This is a genomic window from [Clostridium] innocuum (genome assembly GCA_012317185.1).
Classification (GTDB): domain Bacteria; phylum Bacillota_I; class Bacilli_A; order Erysipelotrichales; family Erysipelotrichaceae; genus Clostridium_AQ; species Clostridium_AQ innocuum.
In genome coordinates, this window is sequence record CP048838.1 from 353,121 (window position 1) to 370,377 (window position 17,257).

Sequence of the window (17,257 nt, forward strand, 5' to 3'; positions counted from 1 at the left end):
AGAAGGGAAATATAATGGAAATTTTATCAGATGTTGTTAATTATCTATTAAGCTTAGGCGCAGCAATCTTTGTTCCTATTATCATTATCATTGCCGGTTTGATTGTTAGAATGAAATTGAAGGATGCAATATCCGCAGGTATTACACTCGGGGTAGCGTTTACCGGGATGACGATGCTGATCAATTTTATGACGGGGGCAATTTCACCGGCTGCGGAAGCGATGCTGAAAAATACAGGGATATCTCTGCCAATCGTAGATGGTGGCTGGACCACAATGTCAACCATTTCTTGGTCCTGGCCATATGCGTTCCTAATGTTTCCACTCATGATTGTCATCAATATAATCATGCTGGTTATTAAAAAAACAAATACATTCAATGCGGACTTATGGAATGTCTGGGGTAAAATTTTTACAGCGGTTGGCGTTGTGGCAATTACCGGCAGCGTACCGCTGGCATTTCTGGTAGCCGCCATACAGATTGTATTTGAATTAAAAACAGCGGATGTGCACCAGCGCAGAATTGAAGAATTATCCGGTATTCCAGGCGTAACCTGTACACATAAGATGGTCCTGTTTGGAGCGTTGATGTATCCGATTGACTGCCTGTTGAAAAAGATACCTGCATTTAACAAAAAATTTGATGCGGCTGCATTAAAGGATAAAGTTGGTATCTTTGCTGAGAATCATGTATTGGGGTTTATTCTGGGCGTTATCTTCGGTTTGCTTGCTCAATATCCTGTCGCAGAAACACTGACGCTTGCTATTCAGTGTGCCGCAGCCTTAACACTGTTCCCGGTCATCACAAAATATTTTATGCAGGCGCTGTCACCAATCAGTGAAGCGGTATCTGACTTTATGAATAAAAAATTCAAGGGAAGAACACTGCTTGTCGGTCTTGACTGGCCTTTCCTTGGCGGTTCCAATGAAATATGGCTGGCAGTCATCTGGTCTGTTCCGGTAACCTTGATCTGTGCAATGCTTTTACCGGGTAATGCGATACTGCCGTTTGCAGGAATCATCAATATAGCACTTGCTGTTCCTGCTTATCTTGTAACAAAGGGAAATCTTCCGAGAATGCTTATTTTATGCACACTTGGAGTTCCTGCGTTCCTGTGGGTAGGTACTGCATTTGCTCCCTTTATCACAGACCTTGCAAACACAACCGGTGCGGTAGCATTGAAGGCCGGCGAAATGATTTCCAATTCCTCGATTGACGGGCCGGTATTCACGTATGCAATTTCACAGGTATTTGATGTGATCAACGGCAACTGGATTCCGATTATCGTATTGTTTGTATGGGTTACCTGCTATGCATTCTACTACCGCGCATTAAGCAAAGAAAACAAGCTTGCCGAGGCGAAGGATGGTAATGCAAAAGCAGCAGGTGAGTAGGCATGTCTTTTACTAATAAAGAAGGTAAGCTTATCGTATTGAATATCATAGATACAATACAAAAGCATAAGGATTACCTAAGTGAAATAGATGGTGCAATCGGTGATGGCGATCATGGTATCAATATGAATAAAGGAGTAACGATCGCAAAGTCACAGGTGGAAAAAAACGAGACATTAAGTGAAGCGCTGTGCACGCTTTCCTGTGTGCTTATGGAAAAAATAGGAGGATCCATGGGGCCTCTCTACGGTTCAATTTTTATGGGAATGCAGGCCGCATTGGGAAATGCAGAATACATTAACGGTGCAATCATTGAAAAGATGCTGAAGCAGGCCTATGACAATATTCAGATGATCTCACCGGCTAAGCCAGGAGATAAAACATTGGTAGATGTCCTTGCTCCTGCTGTTTCAGCGTATGCATCAGTCTTTGAAAAAACACAGGATACATGCGCTGCTCTTACAGCCTGCTCACAGGCTGCAGAAGAGGGGATGCAGGCGACCTGTGATATGCAGGCTAAATTAGGCAGAGCATCACGTCTGAAAGAAAAATCAATCGGTCATCAGGATGCAGGGGCAACCTCCTGCTGCCTGATTCTGCAGACATTCTGCTCAACGATAATAGCGTTGGAAAAAGCTTCACGAAAGGAGACTGGAGATGCAGCGATTTGTTAACGATCCGGACATGATTGTAGATGATATGTTAAAGGGGTATGTGAAATGTCATAAGGATATCCTTCATATCAGTGAAAAGAACGATCATGTAGTTGTGAAAAACCGGCAAAGGAAGCATAAGGTAGGAATCGTAAGTGGAGGGGGAAGCGGTCATGAGCCATGTTTTCTTGGTTATGTCGGCGAACACATGCTGGATGCTGTAGCAGTAGGAGAAGTATTTTCTTCTCCCCCTGCCACTGCGTTTCATCAGGCATTTTTAGAGGCTGATACCGGTGCAGGCGTTGCCTGTCTGTTTGGCAATTATGCCGGCGATAATATGAATGTGAAAATGGCAGTACAAATGGCGGCAATGCAGCAGGTAAATGTACGCTATGTTACGGCCAATGATGATATTGCAAGCGCACCGTTGGATGAAAAAGAGAAGCGTCATGGAATTGCAGGAAGTCTGTTCATGTGGAAAATCGGGTGTGCAAAGGCAGAGCTTGGCGGTACGCTGGATGAAGTGATCGATGCAGCACAGGCTGCTGTAAATGAAACCAGAAGCTTGTGTGTAGGGCTGACCCCCTGCTCAATACCTGCTGTCGGTCATGCTAATTTTGAGATTCAGGAAGGTACCATGGAATATGGTATCGGACATCATGGTGAGCCCGGGCTGATTGTAGAATCATTGAAAAGCGCAATAGAAATCGCCGCGGTACTCTGTGAGAAAATAGAAGCAGATTTAAAGCTGAAGCATGGAGAAGAAATATCTGTCATCGTATCCGGGCTGGGCGGAACGCCAATTATGGAGCTTTATGTTCTTTATGATGAGATAGAGAATTATTTTACAGAACGCGATATTTCAGTCTATCGCTCCTTTGTAGGTGATTATGTAACCTCGTTGGAGATGAGTGGAGCTGCGCTGACGGTGATGCGTATGAAGGAAGAATTTAAAGAATTGCTGGATTTTCCTGTTGATACACCGGCAATCACTATAAAATGAAATTTGAGAAAGCTGTGCGGATCAGTAGAGGATGATGCTGCCCTGCTGATCACGTTATTTATAAGGAGGAATCGCAATGTCGTTGGATGAAAGAGGCTTGAATATTTTAAAACTGCTTGTAAATAATCCGACGATCAGTGGTTCTCAACTGGAAAAAGAAGCAGGATTGTCACGAAAACAGCTTAGTTATTCTTTAGCGAAGATAAATTTTTATCTGAAGGAAAATGGATTTGAAGAAATCGGAAGAATGCGGACGGGGAAATTTATCATACCCCATAATGTTATCAATTCCTATAAAACAAATCAGTTCACCTTTGATGAAGGTGCGTATGTATTTATAGAAAAAGAGCGTCTTTACTTGATTGCCCTGATTCTCTTGCAGCATAAAGAGGAGCTCAGTATTAACCATTTCACCTCGATCCTGAGGATTAGCAAGAATACGGTTTTGAATGATTTGAAAAAACTGCAGACGGTGATTTTACAGGAATTCGATTTGAAGCTATGGTATGATCGTTCCAAGGGATATTATCTGGTTGGCAAGGAATATGAAAAGCGTACGTTGATGATTCGCATGATTCAAAGCATCCTGCCGTTGCTGAGCGGAGAATCTATTCTGCTTTCCATACTTGAAATTGATGAGGAACGGATCCGGATGCTTTGTGCCGATGTAGAGGAAGTAGAAAAAACCTTGAAAGTACGTTATACCGATGAACGGATACGGGAGATTCCCTTTATCCTATATTTCATTCTTATTCGAATCGAGGCTCAGAAATTTTTGGATGTGCTTCCGGAGGATTATCAGCATATTGCAGGTACCAGTGAATATGGCTCTATTATGAATATCTTCGCTAAATATGATATCCAGAATACAATGGATAAATTATATCTGGTATCACAGTTTCAGATATCAAGTGTTAATTTTGAAGACAGCCGCAGTAAGAAATTTGAAAAGGAACTGGCGGAAGCGGCAGAGAAGACACTTGAGAATTTTGAAAATCTCGTCTGTATTCGTTTTCAGGATCGTAAGGCCCTGCTGGATGCTCTGATTCAGCATCTGAAACCGGCCCTTTACAGAATACGCTATCAGTATCATATCGAAGGCAATATTCTCAATATGATACTTCCTCATCATTCCTATCTATTTGAAATCACAAGACATGCAATGGTGCCGTTTGAGGAGATGTTCCATATTCTTATTCCGCAAGAGGAAATGGCGTATATCACCATCCTGTTTGGCGGGTGGATGACAAAGGAAGGAACACTGGATTTTCTTGAGAAAAAAAGAAGAGCTATTGTCGTTTGTACCAATGGTATTTCCATTTCCAATTTTCTGTTTCTGAAGCTGAAGGAGGCATTCCCTGAGCTTGAATTTCTTTGTTCTTTATCCTCACGGCAGTTTTACGAATACCATAAGGAATATGATGTTGTATTTGCTACCGTTCATCTTGATACAGCGGTACCACAATTTCTGGTAAAGCCGATTATGGATGATAACGATTTGCATAATCTTCGCAAAAAGGTGTTCAACGAGCTTTTGAATAAAACTATTTATGAGGTTAACTCAGCAAGTCTACTTCATGTTATTGGTAAATATGTGGATGTAAAGGACCGTAAAGGACTGTTGACGGCATTAAAAAGCTATCTTGGTGAAACCACGCAGGAAATGGTTCTGACAGAGCATTGCCATCAAATGGACACAAACAATCTTCATGATCTGTTAACACCGGAAACCGTGCATATAGCAGGGCATGAACTAACCTGGATGGAAGCTATTCAAACTGCATCGGAACCATTGCTGAGAAATGGCTGTATTACAACGAAATATATAGAAAATATGATTTACAGCGTCAAATATGATAAACCGATCTGGACGATTGCGGATGGTCTGCTGCTGGCACATGCAAGTGTAGAGGAGGGGGTTAATGCATTGGGCATGTCCCTTCTAAAGCTGCCGGAAAGTATTTGCTTTAATGGTTATATGGAAGCTGTTATCGTTGTCGTTATGGCAACACCAAATCGTGAAATTCATTTAAAGGCGCTGTATGCACTGATTGATATCGTAGAAAATGAAGAAGATTTTAATCGGATGAAGTCTACAGACTCCATTTCGGAAATATTAGATATAATATCTAAAGAAAGGTACGAGGTATGTTAGAGAATTTAAAAAAAGATGTATGTGAGATTGCGAAAAGAGCACAGCGTGATGGATTATGCAAGCATAAATCAGGGAATTTCTCAGCCCGTGATGTGAAAAGCGGCTATATTGTTATTACACCGACAAGTGTGGATCGTGAGCTGCTGACTCCAAGAGATATGATCGTGATGGATTTGGAGGCCAATGTAATTGAAAACCTGTCCGGTTTAAAACCGACAAGTGAATCGCTGATGCACATTACCATTTATAAGACCAGAAAGGATGCGAATGCTATTGCACATACCCATTCTATGTATGCAACTACGTTTGCATTATTAAATAAGCCGATTCCTGCTATCGTATATGAAGTCGCAAATATGGGACTTACAAAGGGACGCGTGCCGGTGGCGCCTTATGGAAGACCGGGGACGATGGAGCTGGCAAACAGTGTGGTTGATGCATGCATGGAAGCTGAAAGCTTTTTGATGGAAAGTCATGGCGCTGTAGCCTTTGATTCTCAGGATATTTATGAAGCCTTTTTGAAGGCCGCTTATATTGAGGAACTGGCACAGCTTTATTATAATGCAGTTACTGTTTTACAGGGCAAGGAACCAAAATCATTCGCTCAGGAAGAATTACAGAAATGGGAATACCCAAAAGAAATCAAATTCCCGAAGCAGTGATATGATGTATTTCTATTTTGTGCGCCATGGGGAAACACTATCCAATATATGGCATACGCTGCAGGGATGGTCGGATACTCCGTTGACGGAAAAGGGAATCGCACAGGGAAAGGCTTTGGGAAGAGGACTGGCAAATACACCGTTTGAGAAGATATATTCATCAACAAGTGAACGCGCTTATGATACTGCCTGTTATATACGGGGAAAAAGAAATATGGAGATAACCATGTGCAGGGGTCTGAAGGAAATGAATTTCGGTACCTTTGAAACCAAGGCCAATACATTTGCCGGATGTGAAACCTATCTACAGAGAATTCAGTTTCCATGGAAGGCTGCCGGTGGAGAAAATCTGGAGGATGTCTGCCAGCGAATCCATCAGACAATGAGACAAATATTGGAAGAGAATAAAGGGGGACATGGGAATATTCTATGTGTGAGTCATGGAATTTCCATACTGGCTGCTCTGCATACTGCGGATAAGGAAGTTTATGAAGAATGTCTGAGGAATGAAGTGAGGTTTGGAAATTGCAGTGTGACAATTATCGGCTATCATAAGGGAAGGTACACGGTAGAATGCATCAACTCAACAGAATATGTTACAAAGGGAGGCTATTATGAAAAAGATTATCAATGACCCGAATAAGTATCTATCGGAGATGCTGGAAGGGATCTATATCGCTCATCAAAATCAATTGACATATGTAAATGATGATCCGCAATGTCTGGTTACCAAAACAAAAAAAGCAGGGAAGGTGGGAATCGCAACCGGTGGAGGAAGCGGACATCTGCCTTTGTTTCTGGGATATGTAGGTGACGGTATGCTGGACGGCTGCAGTGTAGGCGATGTCTTTCAGTCTCCAAGCGCTGAACAGATGCATGCAATCACAAAAGAGATTGATTCAGGTGCCGGAGTTCTCTATATTTACGGAAATTACAATGGGGATATATTTAATTTTGATATGGCGGCAGAAATGGCGGATTTTGAGGATGGAATTCGTGTGGAAACAGTGCTTGGTGCAGATGACGTCGCTAGTATCGGACCGCTTTCGCAGGACGAGAAGACAACAAGGCGGGGTGTTGCAGGTATTTTCTTTGTTTATAAATGTGCCGGAGCAGCTGCTGATAAAATGATGAGCCTTGACACTGTGACACGCATTGCAAGAAAAGCAAGCTGGAACACAAGGACGCTGGGTGTTGCTTTAACATCCTGTGTCGTCCCCCGTGTCGGGCATGCCGGTTTTCATATCGAAGAGGATGAAATGGAAATCGGAATGGGAATTCATGGAGAAACGGGTATTCGCAGAGGAAAGATTGAAACAGCTGATCAGATAATAGAAGATCTTCCTTATGCACCTGGCGATCGTGTTGCGGTACTTGTAAATGGTCTGGGGGCGACTCCACTGGATGAACAATATATCGTAACGAGAAAAATCAATCAGCTTCTCATGGATAAAGGAATAGCTGTTCACCGCTATTATGTGGGGGAATATGCAACCTCACTGGAAATGGCAGGAGTATCCATATCCTTACTGAAGCTTGACGAAGAGCTTACAGAGCTGATTGATTATCCGGCAAATACCCCGTTCTTTAAACAGCTGTAGGAGAATTTAATATGGATGTTAAATATATAAAAAGCCTGTTAAACTGTTTTGCAGAGGTTATGCAGGAGAATAGAGAGTTCTTAATTGAACAGGATAGTATCGTGGGAGACGGGGATCTCGGCTTAACGATGAGTGACGGTTTTCAGGCTGCTGCGGAGGCTGTACGCAAAAGCGATGAAACAGATGCAGGCAAGCTATTATATATGGCAGGAAAAGCGATGTCTGTTGCCGTACCCTCTACAATGGGTACCCTGATGGCAAGTGGATTTATGCAGGCGGGGAAAGCGTTAAAGGGTGTCTGTGAGCTCGATCTGAACCATATAGCACAGTTCTTTCAGGCATATGAAGCTGGTGTGATGCACAGAGGAAAAGCAAACATAAACGAAAAAACGTTCCTTGATGGTATTGACCCTGCTGTACAGAGTATGAGAAGCAGCCTAGAAAACCATGAGAGCCTGGAAAGCTTCGCACAAAAAGCATATGAGGCAGCATGTGCAGGCTATGAAAATACTGCTACCATGCTGGCGGTTCATGGCAGGGCGGCTACCAGAGGAGAACTGAGCCGTTCGCTGAAAGATCCGGGGGCCTGCGTTGCTATGCTGATGATGAAGGCATTTGTGAAATCCGTTAAATAGCAATGGTGGCTAACTATTTCTGAATGCAGATAGCCAGATAGTATACGTCATGCCTGCGTGATCGGTGCATAAAGTAGCAAGGGAAGACGCAGACTGAAATTCGGATAGGAAACAAAGAAAAGGACTGTGTCTATATGATGACAGTCCTTCTTATAGTAGATAGACAAACGGATTTTCTACATTTCCTTTATCGTAGATAAAAATCATCCTCGAAGGTACGTGCTCCGCTATCGGTTAACGGATGCTCAAGTGATTTCATATACAATGTGTATGGAATCGCGGCATAGTCCACCTTCATTGCTGCCAGCTTCTCCAGCTGTGCCAGATTCTTGATGGATGCGGCAACGGTTTTCACCGGATATCTCTTAGCTGCTATCATTTCCTGAATATTGCTGAGAATACGCATGGCATCACTTCCGTACTCCTCGTTTCTTCCGATAAAGAAAAACAGATAATCCACATGGGCATTGATGGCTGCCACAGCCTGTCCCATGGTGAAAATCAGTGTCATTGCCGTTTTAACTCCACGTTTATGCAGCGTGTCTGCAAGATGCAGACCATCCTTTGAAAAATTGATTTTAATAACGATCTCATTGTATAGGGCAAGAAGCTCCTCTGTCTGCTGCAGAATTTCCTCATAGGTTCCGATGACCTCTCCACTTAGGAAATCAAGCTCCCTGTTTGAATAGCCGTTAACAAAATCATGCAGACGGATATCGTTTTTGCGATACATACTTGTGTTGGCTGTTACACCTCTTGCGCCCAGCATCAAAGCCTCTTCTATTTCCTGTGCATTTCCGCTGTCAATCAGATACAGCATACCATCACTCCTCTTCTTTTTCTTAAGTATACAAAATCTGTGCATATTAGGGCCTTCATCATGCAACCTTTGTTTCCATAAGGATGCGGTAAATATCTCCCTGTATTTTTTTCCGTATCATTATGGAAGCACTCTGTATAGTTGTGTTCTATACAGCGGTGAAAAAACACGTATAATGAAGCTGTAAAGAGGAGGTATGTATTATGTTTCATTATTATCAGCCTACAAAGATTCATTTCGGTGCAGGTCAGCTGAATGAGCTGGGGCATGTTTGCAGAGGCTATGGAAAGACCTGTTTTCTTGTAACAACACCGGATGCTCCCCTGCAGCCGTTATATGAACGTGTGAAGAAACTGCTGGATGCGGAAGGTATCAGCGTTATTCATTTTGATAAGGTAGAACCCAATCCAAGTGTGGAAATCGTAGAACAGGGATTTGCCATGCTGAAGGAGCAGCCTGCCGATTTTGTATTGGCAGTCGGGGGCGGAAGCTCGATTGACACAGCAAAGGCGATTGCATTTGCGAATGGTAAAGAGTCGATTGACTGGGATCATCTGTTTAACGAATACAGCTCACCGTTTGCATATTATCCTTCCTACAGTGAAAAACACCTGCCCCTGCTGAGTGTACCGACAACCTCAGGAACCGGTTCTCAGGTAACACAGGCGGCTGTCATCACAAGAGGAAAAGAGAAAATCACATTCTTTCATCCGGATAACTTTTCACAGGAAACGATTCTGGACCCGCAGCTGATGCTGACCCTGCCAAAGCGCATGAGTGCCGCTACCGGCTTTGATGCGTTTACCCATGCGTTTGAGAGCTACATCAATGCCAATGCATCTCCTTACAGCGCAATGGATTCCATGGAGGCAATGCGACTGGTGATTGATCATCTGCCACATGTACTGGAAGATCCGCAGAATCTGGAATTCCGTACAAACATGTGTCTTGCCGACACACTGGCTGGCCGCGCACTGGCTAATTCCGGTGCAAGTGCACCGCATCCGCTCTCTGAAATTATTGGCGGAATTGTACATCTGCCGCACGGGGAAGCACTGGCTGTCGTTTTCCCTGCCTTCATTCAGCATATGGCAGATAAAAACAAGGAGCGTTTTGCGGATGTCGCAAAGCTGTTTGGCAGTGACGATTTATATACGGCAATGATTGAATTCCTGGAAACAATCGGGCTTCACAAGAAGCTGAAGGATTTCGGAGTCAGTGAGGAAGACTTTCAGGAAATTCTGGCATCTCCAGTTCTGGATCATCTGCCATTCGGAAGCAGAGAGGAGCTGGAGGCTATTCTGAAAGACTCCTATGCCTGAAATTCGCCTCATAGGTCTTGATCTGGATGGAACCCTGCTGAGAAGGGACAACTCGGTAAGTGATGAAAATATTAGTGCATTGCAGGAATGTATAAAACAAAACATTCAGATATATCTGATCAGCGGACGTCCTTACTGCTTTACAAGGATGATTGCGGAAAAAATTCATCCATCCGTAAGGGTGATTTCCTCTAACGGAGCGATATACGAAATAGGGACGAAGTGTATCATGCATACGATAGAGCCGCATGTCCTGTATCAGATTATTGATGTGCTGAAGGAGCATGCACACGCACGTGCCTTTTTCAAGGGGAAGCACGAATTCTTTACGCATGAGCCTTATGATGAGAGATTTCTCTACGATCATATAAATAATCAGCTGCCGGCAGATGTTCAGGTAACATCCTTTACCGGCATGAGTTGGGAAGAGCTGAAGCACCATACTCATGATATTGCGAAGATACTGGTCTATGATATGCAGACGGATCGGCTATTAAAAGCCAGAAAACAGATAGAATGTATAGAAAACATCACGGTAACCGATTATCAGCCTATCAGCTTTGATATCACTGCCGGTGGTGTTCATAAAGGGAATGCTATAAAAGCTGTACTGCAATCCCTGCATTTGAAGAAGGAGGAATTTATGGCTTTCGGTGATGCCATGAATGACCTTCCCATGTTTGCGGAAGCGGGACTTACTGTAGCCATGGCAAATGCTGCTGAGGAAATTCAGGCATCCTGCGATATTGTAACTGCAGATTACATGGATGACGGGGTTGCTAAAGCAATACAGCGGTATATTTTATGAGAAAAAGGGGCTGCATGTACAGTCCCTTTTTCTGTGGTTTAGAAATGATTCTGATGATTGAACAAACTCTGGATATCATCCCGCAGCCGTTGTAGAAATGTCTGATCCGGCAGCATGGGAATCTGATACCAGTGAACAGATGGCGGTACGGTAAGGGGAAAGGTGGAAAATATGACAGGATAATGCATCCAACTATCCGGCTCGCTAACCTCCTGCCATCGTATTACACGTTGGATTTTCACCTCCTGGATATGCGTTTGCAGCAGCCGTAAGGAAAAAATAAGCTCACTGTAGCGATGCTCGTATAAAAAGACTGCCTCCAGCGGCTGCAGTGTGTATTGCAAAGCAGCAGCTATATGAAGGGTGATGTAGGATATTTCATCCTCCGGAAGCTGCAGGCCGCAGATATCCTGTACAATCTCTTTCATGGAGGAAGCCATTTGGTAGGGAATCGGAAATTTAGCTTTCATAGCATCCTTCAGCGGATTGTCATATTCATAATAATAGACGGATTTTTCCAGAACATTCGATAAATGCTGAAAGAGCCGCTTTTCAAACGTATCACTGTCGATTTTAGGGTAACGTGCATAAATCGGCGGTGTGAACCGCCGCAGGATTTCTTTGCAGGCTGCCTGTATTTCCGGCGTTTGCAATAAACCGGTATTGGTGTTCTTCAATGTCAGAAGGACAGATAAGGCATAGGAAAGCTCTTCCTCGGGAATTGTCTGCTGCAGATGATGTTCTATTTCTTTGCGTAGGTGCATCAACTGTTGAAACAGCGCCGTCTTTTGCAATGGATTTGGACTGTGCATATGCACATGATTTCCTCTGGATATACGATCCAGTGCAATATAATACAACACACTGACATATTCCTTATCCGCCTGATTCAGCTGTAAAAAGCTGCATACTTCGAACTGACGGATATAAAGCAGGATGTTCCTTTTTACGGTATTGTCTGAAAAGCATGCTTCAACAAAATCATTCAGCGGCTTGTGGAAGGTTATGGTACGGGCTTCATGCAGCTCGTTAACCAGCTGTGCCAATGCTTTGCGAATGCGCTTTTCTCCTTGCAATATCTGTATACCACTTCTTGTATGGGAGATGGACAGCTGATAGGTCCGCAGCCATTGCTCAGCCTTTCGTATGTCTGCATACAGAGAGCTGCGAGATATATGGAGTGTTTCCTCCAGCTGAAACATGCGCAGTGGACGTGAAAAGCGAAGCAGACTGTAAAGGATGTAGCTGACACGCTCCCTTGGCAATATAAGAGGACAGCGCGTTTTTTCATCAAGCAGATAAGTTTGCAGCTTCATCATATTTTCCCTGCTTCCGGAAAGTGTTATTCCGCATCCGGGTTTTCGTGTAAGCGTCAATGAGAATGCGGCTAGTAAAGCATCTGCCTGCTTCAGATACGTCCGTACGGTTTTTTCAGACAGTCCGACCTGTTTCGCCAGCTGAAAGGTTGTGCAAAAGGGAGAGACGATCAGCTGCTCCAGTACCGGATATAAAAAATAAGGTTTCATAGTTCATCACATCATCAGTATAGCACAATTTAAAAAGGACAGCTTCGTCCAAAATTACCGTATTATTGCGGTAAATTGTACGTAGGTGTTTTCATGATTCTGCGGTATAATAAAGATGTCAGGAATGATGTTATCATCCCATGGCGATTGACATCCTTTGTTTACAGATGTCGCTGTATCATGAAGTCTGAGCATGATACATGAAAAAGGACGCTGCGCCGTCCTTTTTTCAAACGCAAAAGCTTACATGAAGCAAAAAGGAAAGCCCTGCGGCATCAGGTTTCCATCACATATATCAGCAGCCTGTCGAAACGGTTTTTCTTTTTTAATTCTTACAAAAAGCGCTCCTATGCTTATAAGCATCATTGCCTGCCAGCATAAAAGTATGGTAAAATTACTCACAGTTTGAGGTGATAGCATGATAGACGGAAAGGTTTTTGTACGGCTGCTTCTGACAATCGGACTGCCGATTGTTTTACAGCAGATTATTTCATTGAGTCTGAATATGATCGATACCTTCATGATTGGAAGTATCGGTGTGGGTGAGCTGGCAGCTGTAGGGGCGGCAAATAAGGTATACTTTATATTCTCCATTATCTGTTTTGGGATTTACAGCGGCTCGAGTATTTATGTATCCCAGTACTGGGGAATCCGCGATGTAGAAAATATCCGCAAGGTGATTGCAATCGAAATGCGCATCGGATTTTTCCTTGCCCTGTTTACCGTTGGGCTGGCGCTGGTGTTTGCACCGCAGATTCTGCATCTGTTTGTAAGAGAACCGGATGTTGTGGCAATCGGTGCCTCCTATCTGCGTATAACCTGTTTTACGTATCTCATGACTGCATTCTCTTTTCTTATGAGCTTTAATTCGCGTGCCATTCATAATCTGAAGGTACCTACCCTTGCCAGCGTCCTGGCGATAACCGTCAATACCGTATTGAATTACGGACTGATATTCGGCAATTTTCATCTGCCGAGGCTGGGCGTTGAGGGTGCTGCTATCGCTACGTTGACCGCAAGATTTGTGGAAATGCTGCTAATCCTGGGCTATGTTTATTTCAGTGAAGACCATCCGCTGGCAGTTGACGGTGCGACCATTCGCAGACTGGATGTACCACTGATGAAGCGTGTAGTGAAAACTGCTCTTCCGGTGGCTATGAGTGAAAGTGCATGGAGTATCGGAACGACGGTCTGCTTTATAGCGTACGGTCTGCTGGGAACGAGTGCAGTTGCCGTTGTGCAGGTGGCAAGTGTAATCAATGACCTGTTTCAATGCGTGTTTTTCGGACTGGGGAATGCCTGTGCTGTCATGATCGGGAATGAGCTGGGAAGAAATCATACAAAGCTGGCGTATTCGTATGGAAGAGTCTTCATTGGAATCAATATCGGCTTCTGCCTGGTTATGACAGCAGCCCTGCTTCTTATGAAAGGCAGGATTATCGATATCTACAATTATGATGCTGCCACAAGCCAGATGCTGAATCTTACATTGATCGCCTATGCGCTGTATACCACACCGAAAATGATGTCATATGTACATATATGCGGGATTCTGCGCTCCGGAGGCGATACGAAGTTCTGTATGTTCTGTGATTTGATCGGTATATGGTGTGTCGCAATCCCCATGTCCTTTCTTGCGGCTGCTGTCTGGAGGCTGCCGCTTCACTGGGTTGTTGCACTGTCCTTCAGTGATGAGCTGGTAAAGGCTATGGTTACACTATGGCGCTTCCGCTCCAAGAAATGGATTCATGTCCTTGTCCGCAGGGAACAGGAATGTGAAATAAGCGGCGCATAATGCTTGAAAGTATGCTACTATATACATATAAAAAGTAAGGGAGAAATTCGTATGGATCATTTACCTGCACAGGAGGCAAAGCATGTCATCAATCTGCTCAGCGGACTGTTCCTGTACGCATATCGGACAAAGAATAAGAAGGCAAAAGTAACCATGGACAATATGGAGCATCTGTGCCATGTGGGGAGTACGATCGTGTTCCGCAATGAACAGTCAAGCAGGCGTCTCATTTCACAATACCTCAAGCTTCATCCTCAGCTGCCGAAAGAGGACGCTGCCTGTATTGCAAGGTTTCAAGGCTGTCGTAAGCAGCAGCTGTATGTCATGATGTATGAGCAGGAATATACCTTTGTAATGGATCGCAGGGGCAGAACGCTGTATGGCGTAAAGGGGATTACAGATTCTTTGAGCTTCCTGCTGCGCAATCAGACACTACCCTGCATGGTGCAGTATGCCATCCTGCCATATAAAAATCATTTCATCCTCGACAGTATCGGAAACACGCAGGCAATTGCGGATCTATCCTTCGTAATAGAGCTTTTTGAGGAATATCGCAGTATTGCTATGGAAAAAGGTGCGCTGCTTTCAGAGCATGAGACAGCTTCCTTCTCGGTGCTGGAGCGCAATATGCAGGAAAAGAAGGAGGAGCTTTTCTCCGATTTTCTGAATCCTTTAAACGCTATATTGTGGAATGCAGGTCAGGATCAGAAAAACAGCTTTCTGGAGCTGGCACTTACCGCATGGAATCTAAGCTATGGCAGCGATAAACAGGCAGAGGAGTTCTTTTCCAGGGATGTATTTCGAAGATATGTGAAGCCGTTGATGGAGTATCGCAGAACGGCATTTGCCAATGTAAAATTTCTCATCGATCGTCTGGAGGCTCCGCTTGCAGGAGAAACATGCATGAGGGTAGTCGAGAAAAAGGAAATCGAACAGCTGGAGCTGTAATGCATAAGAAACAGGGCATTACGGCAGACTTTTGTAAAGCTTGATTCCGCTGATAAACATACCGTAAGAAAAAACTTAGATAAATAAAAAGACTCAGGCTTTATCCTTCCTATAAGGATTGTCTGAGTCTTTCAGTGTTTAAGCATAAACATGCCTCGTTATGCATGCAGAAGGTCTGTAAATTTATTTCTGCCGGAATTTATCCATGAAAAGATCAATGCGCTCAATAGCCTCACGGATATGGTCGATACTGTAGGCATAGGATACACGAATAAAGCCCTCGCCTGCATCGCCGAACGCAGTGCCTGGTACACAGGCTACACGCTGATCCTCGAGCAGCTGAACACAGAATTCATCACTGGTTAAACCGGTACCGCGAATATCCGGGAAGATATAAAAGGCGCCGTGTGGCAGGTGTGTTGGAAGGCCAATGCGGTTGAAGCCCTTCGTAATGAAATTTCTTCTTGTCATATACGATTCCCGCATTTCTGCGACATGGATATCACCGTTGCGCATGGCATCAATGGCACCGTATTGTGCAGCTGTCGGAGCGGACATGATGATATACTGATGAATCTTATTCATCGCATCCGTAAAGGTCTTGTTCGCAAGAACATAGCCAAGCCGCCAGCCGGTCATGGCATACGCCTTGGAAAATCCACTGATGATGATAACCTGATCCTTGATTTCATTGAAATTCGCAGGTGAACAGAAGGTACCGTCATAGGTAAGCTCTGCATAGATTTCATCACTGATTACGATAATTTCATTCTCCTTCAGTATGGGAACAAGCTTTGCATAGTCCTCCCTCGTCATCACACCGCCGGTCGGATTGCTCGGAAAATTCATCAGAATTGCTTTGGTCTTTGGTGTAATTGCGGCTTTCAGCTTCTCCGGGGTCAGCTTGAACTGATCCTCGTGCTCCAGCTTAATATGCACCGGTACTGCGCCGGTCAGCTCAACACTCGGTGTATAGGCTACATAGCTTGGCTCCATCAAAATGACCTCATCCCCGGGATTTACAATGGCACGCATGGCAATATCGATGGCTTCACTACCGCCTACCGTGACAATGACATTATCCACAGGGTCATAATCCAGCTGGAACCGGCGCTTCTGGTAAAGACAGATTTCCTCACGCAGCTCCAAAAGGCCCTGATTTGCTGTATAGTGTGTTTTTCCACTTTCTATGGAATATATGGCAGCCTCACGAATATGCCACGGTGTGTCAAAATCCGGTTCTCCTACCCCCAGAGAAATCACACCCTCCATTTCACTGGCAAGGTCAAAATACTTTCGAATGCCGCTTGGCTTGATGGTTTGTACGTGCTTACTTAAAAATTTCTCATACATTATGGTGTCACCACCAGTCGTTCACTCGGTTTTTCCTCTTCATCCAGAACAATACCGTTGACCTTATACTCCTTTAGCACGAAAAAGGTAGATGTGGAAACGACATTTTCTGTTGTTGCCAGCTTGGCACCGACAAAGTTAGATATTTCCTGCATGGTTCTTCCATAGATAATGACAATAAATTCACTCTTTCCACTCATCAGATACATGGTATCGACTTCCGGATAGCGGTAGATGTTTTTGGCAACGCGATCGTAGCCGAAATCACGCTCCGGTGTAACATCCACCTCAATCAGTGCCATGACCTTATCCTTATTGGTCTTTTCCCAGTTGATAATTGTATGGTAGCCACAAATGACCTTTTTCTTTTCCAGATCACTCATAGTGTGGATGACACTTTCCTCATCCTCCAGCAATACATCCGCCAAATCTCTGGTGGAGTATCTTGCGTTTGTTTCCAGCAATGACAGCAATAATTCTTTTTTCATCCTTTATCACCTCGCATAATACTTATATTTTAAACCGAGATGCTTATGAAGTAAACAAAAAGGTGAAAAGTTGATGTATTGCGAATCTTATCAC

16 protein-coding genes are annotated in these 17,257 nt (G+C 44.0%); 12 read left to right on the forward strand and 4 right to left on the reverse strand.

What is annotated here, in order from left to right:
- The first annotated feature begins 14 nt into the window (after nucleotides 1–14).
- From G4D54_01815 to G4D54_01850, 8 genes are all read left to right on the forward strand, one after another.
- Complete coding sequence (locus G4D54_01815) at nucleotides 15–1,394, forward strand: PTS galactitol transporter subunit IIC (GenBank protein QJA01239.1); 1,380 nt, start codon at nucleotides 15–17, stop codon at nucleotides 1,392–1,394.
- 2 nt (nucleotides 1,395–1,396) lie between these two features.
- Nucleotides 1,397–2,068: a dihydroxyacetone kinase subunit L gene (dhaL, locus tag G4D54_01820; protein ID QJA01240.1), complete on the forward strand. Its 672-nt coding sequence runs from the start codon at nucleotides 1,397–1,399 to the stop codon at nucleotides 2,066–2,068.
- Nucleotides 2,052–3,050, forward strand: a complete 999-nt coding sequence (locus G4D54_01825; protein ID QJA01241.1) for a dihydroxyacetone kinase subunit DhaK — start codon at nucleotides 2,052–2,054, stop codon at nucleotides 3,048–3,050. The genes dhaL and G4D54_01825 overlap by 17 nt, the downstream gene beginning before the upstream one ends.
- 76 nt (nucleotides 3,051–3,126) lie before the next feature.
- The gene (locus G4D54_01830; protein QJA01242.1) at nucleotides 3,127–5,205 is read left to right on the forward strand and encodes a BglG family transcription antiterminator; all 2,079 of its coding nucleotides are present in this window, start codon (nucleotides 3,127–3,129) and stop codon (nucleotides 5,203–5,205) included.
- Nucleotides 5,199–5,867: a class II aldolase/adducin family protein gene (locus tag G4D54_01835; protein ID QJA01243.1), complete on the forward strand. Its 669-nt coding sequence runs from the start codon at nucleotides 5,199–5,201 to the stop codon at nucleotides 5,865–5,867. Before G4D54_01830 ends, G4D54_01835 begins: the two co-directional genes overlap by 7 nt.
- A 1-nt stretch (nucleotide 5,868) precedes the next feature.
- Nucleotides 5,869–6,501 (forward strand): histidine phosphatase family protein, encoded by a 633-nt coding sequence (locus G4D54_01840; GenBank protein ID QJA01244.1) that lies wholly within the window; start codon nucleotides 5,869–5,871, stop codon nucleotides 6,499–6,501.
- Nucleotides 6,482–7,468, forward strand: a complete 987-nt coding sequence (locus tag G4D54_01845; protein ID QJA01245.1) for a dihydroxyacetone kinase subunit DhaK — start codon at nucleotides 6,482–6,484, stop codon at nucleotides 7,466–7,468. Before G4D54_01840 ends, G4D54_01845 begins: the two co-directional genes overlap by 20 nt.
- 11 nt (nucleotides 7,469–7,479) lie before the next feature.
- Nucleotides 7,480–8,103 (forward strand): dihydroxyacetone kinase subunit L, encoded by a 624-nt coding sequence (locus G4D54_01850; protein QJA01246.1) that lies wholly within the window; start codon nucleotides 7,480–7,482, stop codon nucleotides 8,101–8,103.
- 187 nt (nucleotides 8,104–8,290) lie between these two features.
- On the opposite strand, the gene G4D54_01855 is transcribed toward G4D54_01850, so the two are convergent.
- The gene (locus G4D54_01855) at nucleotides 8,291–8,923 is read right to left on the reverse strand and encodes a transaldolase (GenBank protein QJA01247.1); all 633 of its coding nucleotides are present in this window, start codon (nucleotides 8,921–8,923) and stop codon (nucleotides 8,291–8,293) included.
- Nucleotides 8,924–9,126: 203 nt separating this feature from the next.
- On the opposite strand from G4D54_01855, the gene G4D54_01860 reads away from it, so the two are divergent.
- The gene (locus G4D54_01860) at nucleotides 9,127–10,245 is read left to right on the forward strand and encodes an iron-containing alcohol dehydrogenase (GenBank protein ID QJA01248.1); all 1,119 of its coding nucleotides are present in this window, start codon (nucleotides 9,127–9,129) and stop codon (nucleotides 10,243–10,245) included.
- Complete coding sequence (locus tag G4D54_01865; protein ID QJA01249.1) at nucleotides 10,238–11,053, forward strand: HAD family phosphatase; 816 nt, start codon at nucleotides 10,238–10,240, stop codon at nucleotides 11,051–11,053. The genes G4D54_01860 and G4D54_01865 overlap by 8 nt, the downstream gene beginning before the upstream one ends.
- A 38-nt stretch (nucleotides 11,054–11,091) precedes the next feature.
- Here the strand turns inward: G4D54_01865 and G4D54_01870 are convergent, their stop codons facing one another.
- The gene (locus G4D54_01870) at nucleotides 11,092–12,579 is read right to left on the reverse strand and encodes a transcription antiterminator (protein QJA01250.1); all 1,488 of its coding nucleotides are present in this window, start codon (nucleotides 12,577–12,579) and stop codon (nucleotides 11,092–11,094) included.
- 418 nt (nucleotides 12,580–12,997) lie between these two features.
- Between G4D54_01870 and G4D54_01875 the strand changes: the two genes are divergently transcribed.
- Together G4D54_01875 and G4D54_01880 are read left to right on the forward strand one after the other, a co-directional pair.
- Complete coding sequence (locus G4D54_01875; protein QJA01251.1) at nucleotides 12,998–14,374, forward strand: MATE family efflux transporter; 1,377 nt, start codon at nucleotides 12,998–13,000, stop codon at nucleotides 14,372–14,374.
- A 51-nt stretch (nucleotides 14,375–14,425) separates the two neighbouring features.
- Complete coding sequence (locus G4D54_01880; GenBank protein QJA01252.1) at nucleotides 14,426–15,322, forward strand: hypothetical protein; 897 nt, start codon at nucleotides 14,426–14,428, stop codon at nucleotides 15,320–15,322.
- A 183-nt stretch (nucleotides 15,323–15,505) separates the two neighbouring features.
- Here the strand turns inward: G4D54_01880 and G4D54_01885 are convergent, their stop codons facing one another.
- A complete protein-coding gene (locus G4D54_01885) occupies nucleotides 15,506–16,675 on the reverse strand; it encodes an aminotransferase class I/II-fold pyridoxal phosphate-dependent enzyme (protein QJA01253.1) in 1,170 nt (389 codons plus the stop codon).
- Entirely contained in the window at nucleotides 16,675–17,163 is a 489-nt protein-coding gene (locus G4D54_01890) for an Lrp/AsnC family transcriptional regulator (protein QJA01254.1), read from the reverse strand. The genes G4D54_01885 and G4D54_01890 overlap by 1 nt, the downstream gene beginning before the upstream one ends.
- Nucleotides 17,164–17,257 lie beyond the last annotated feature (94 nt).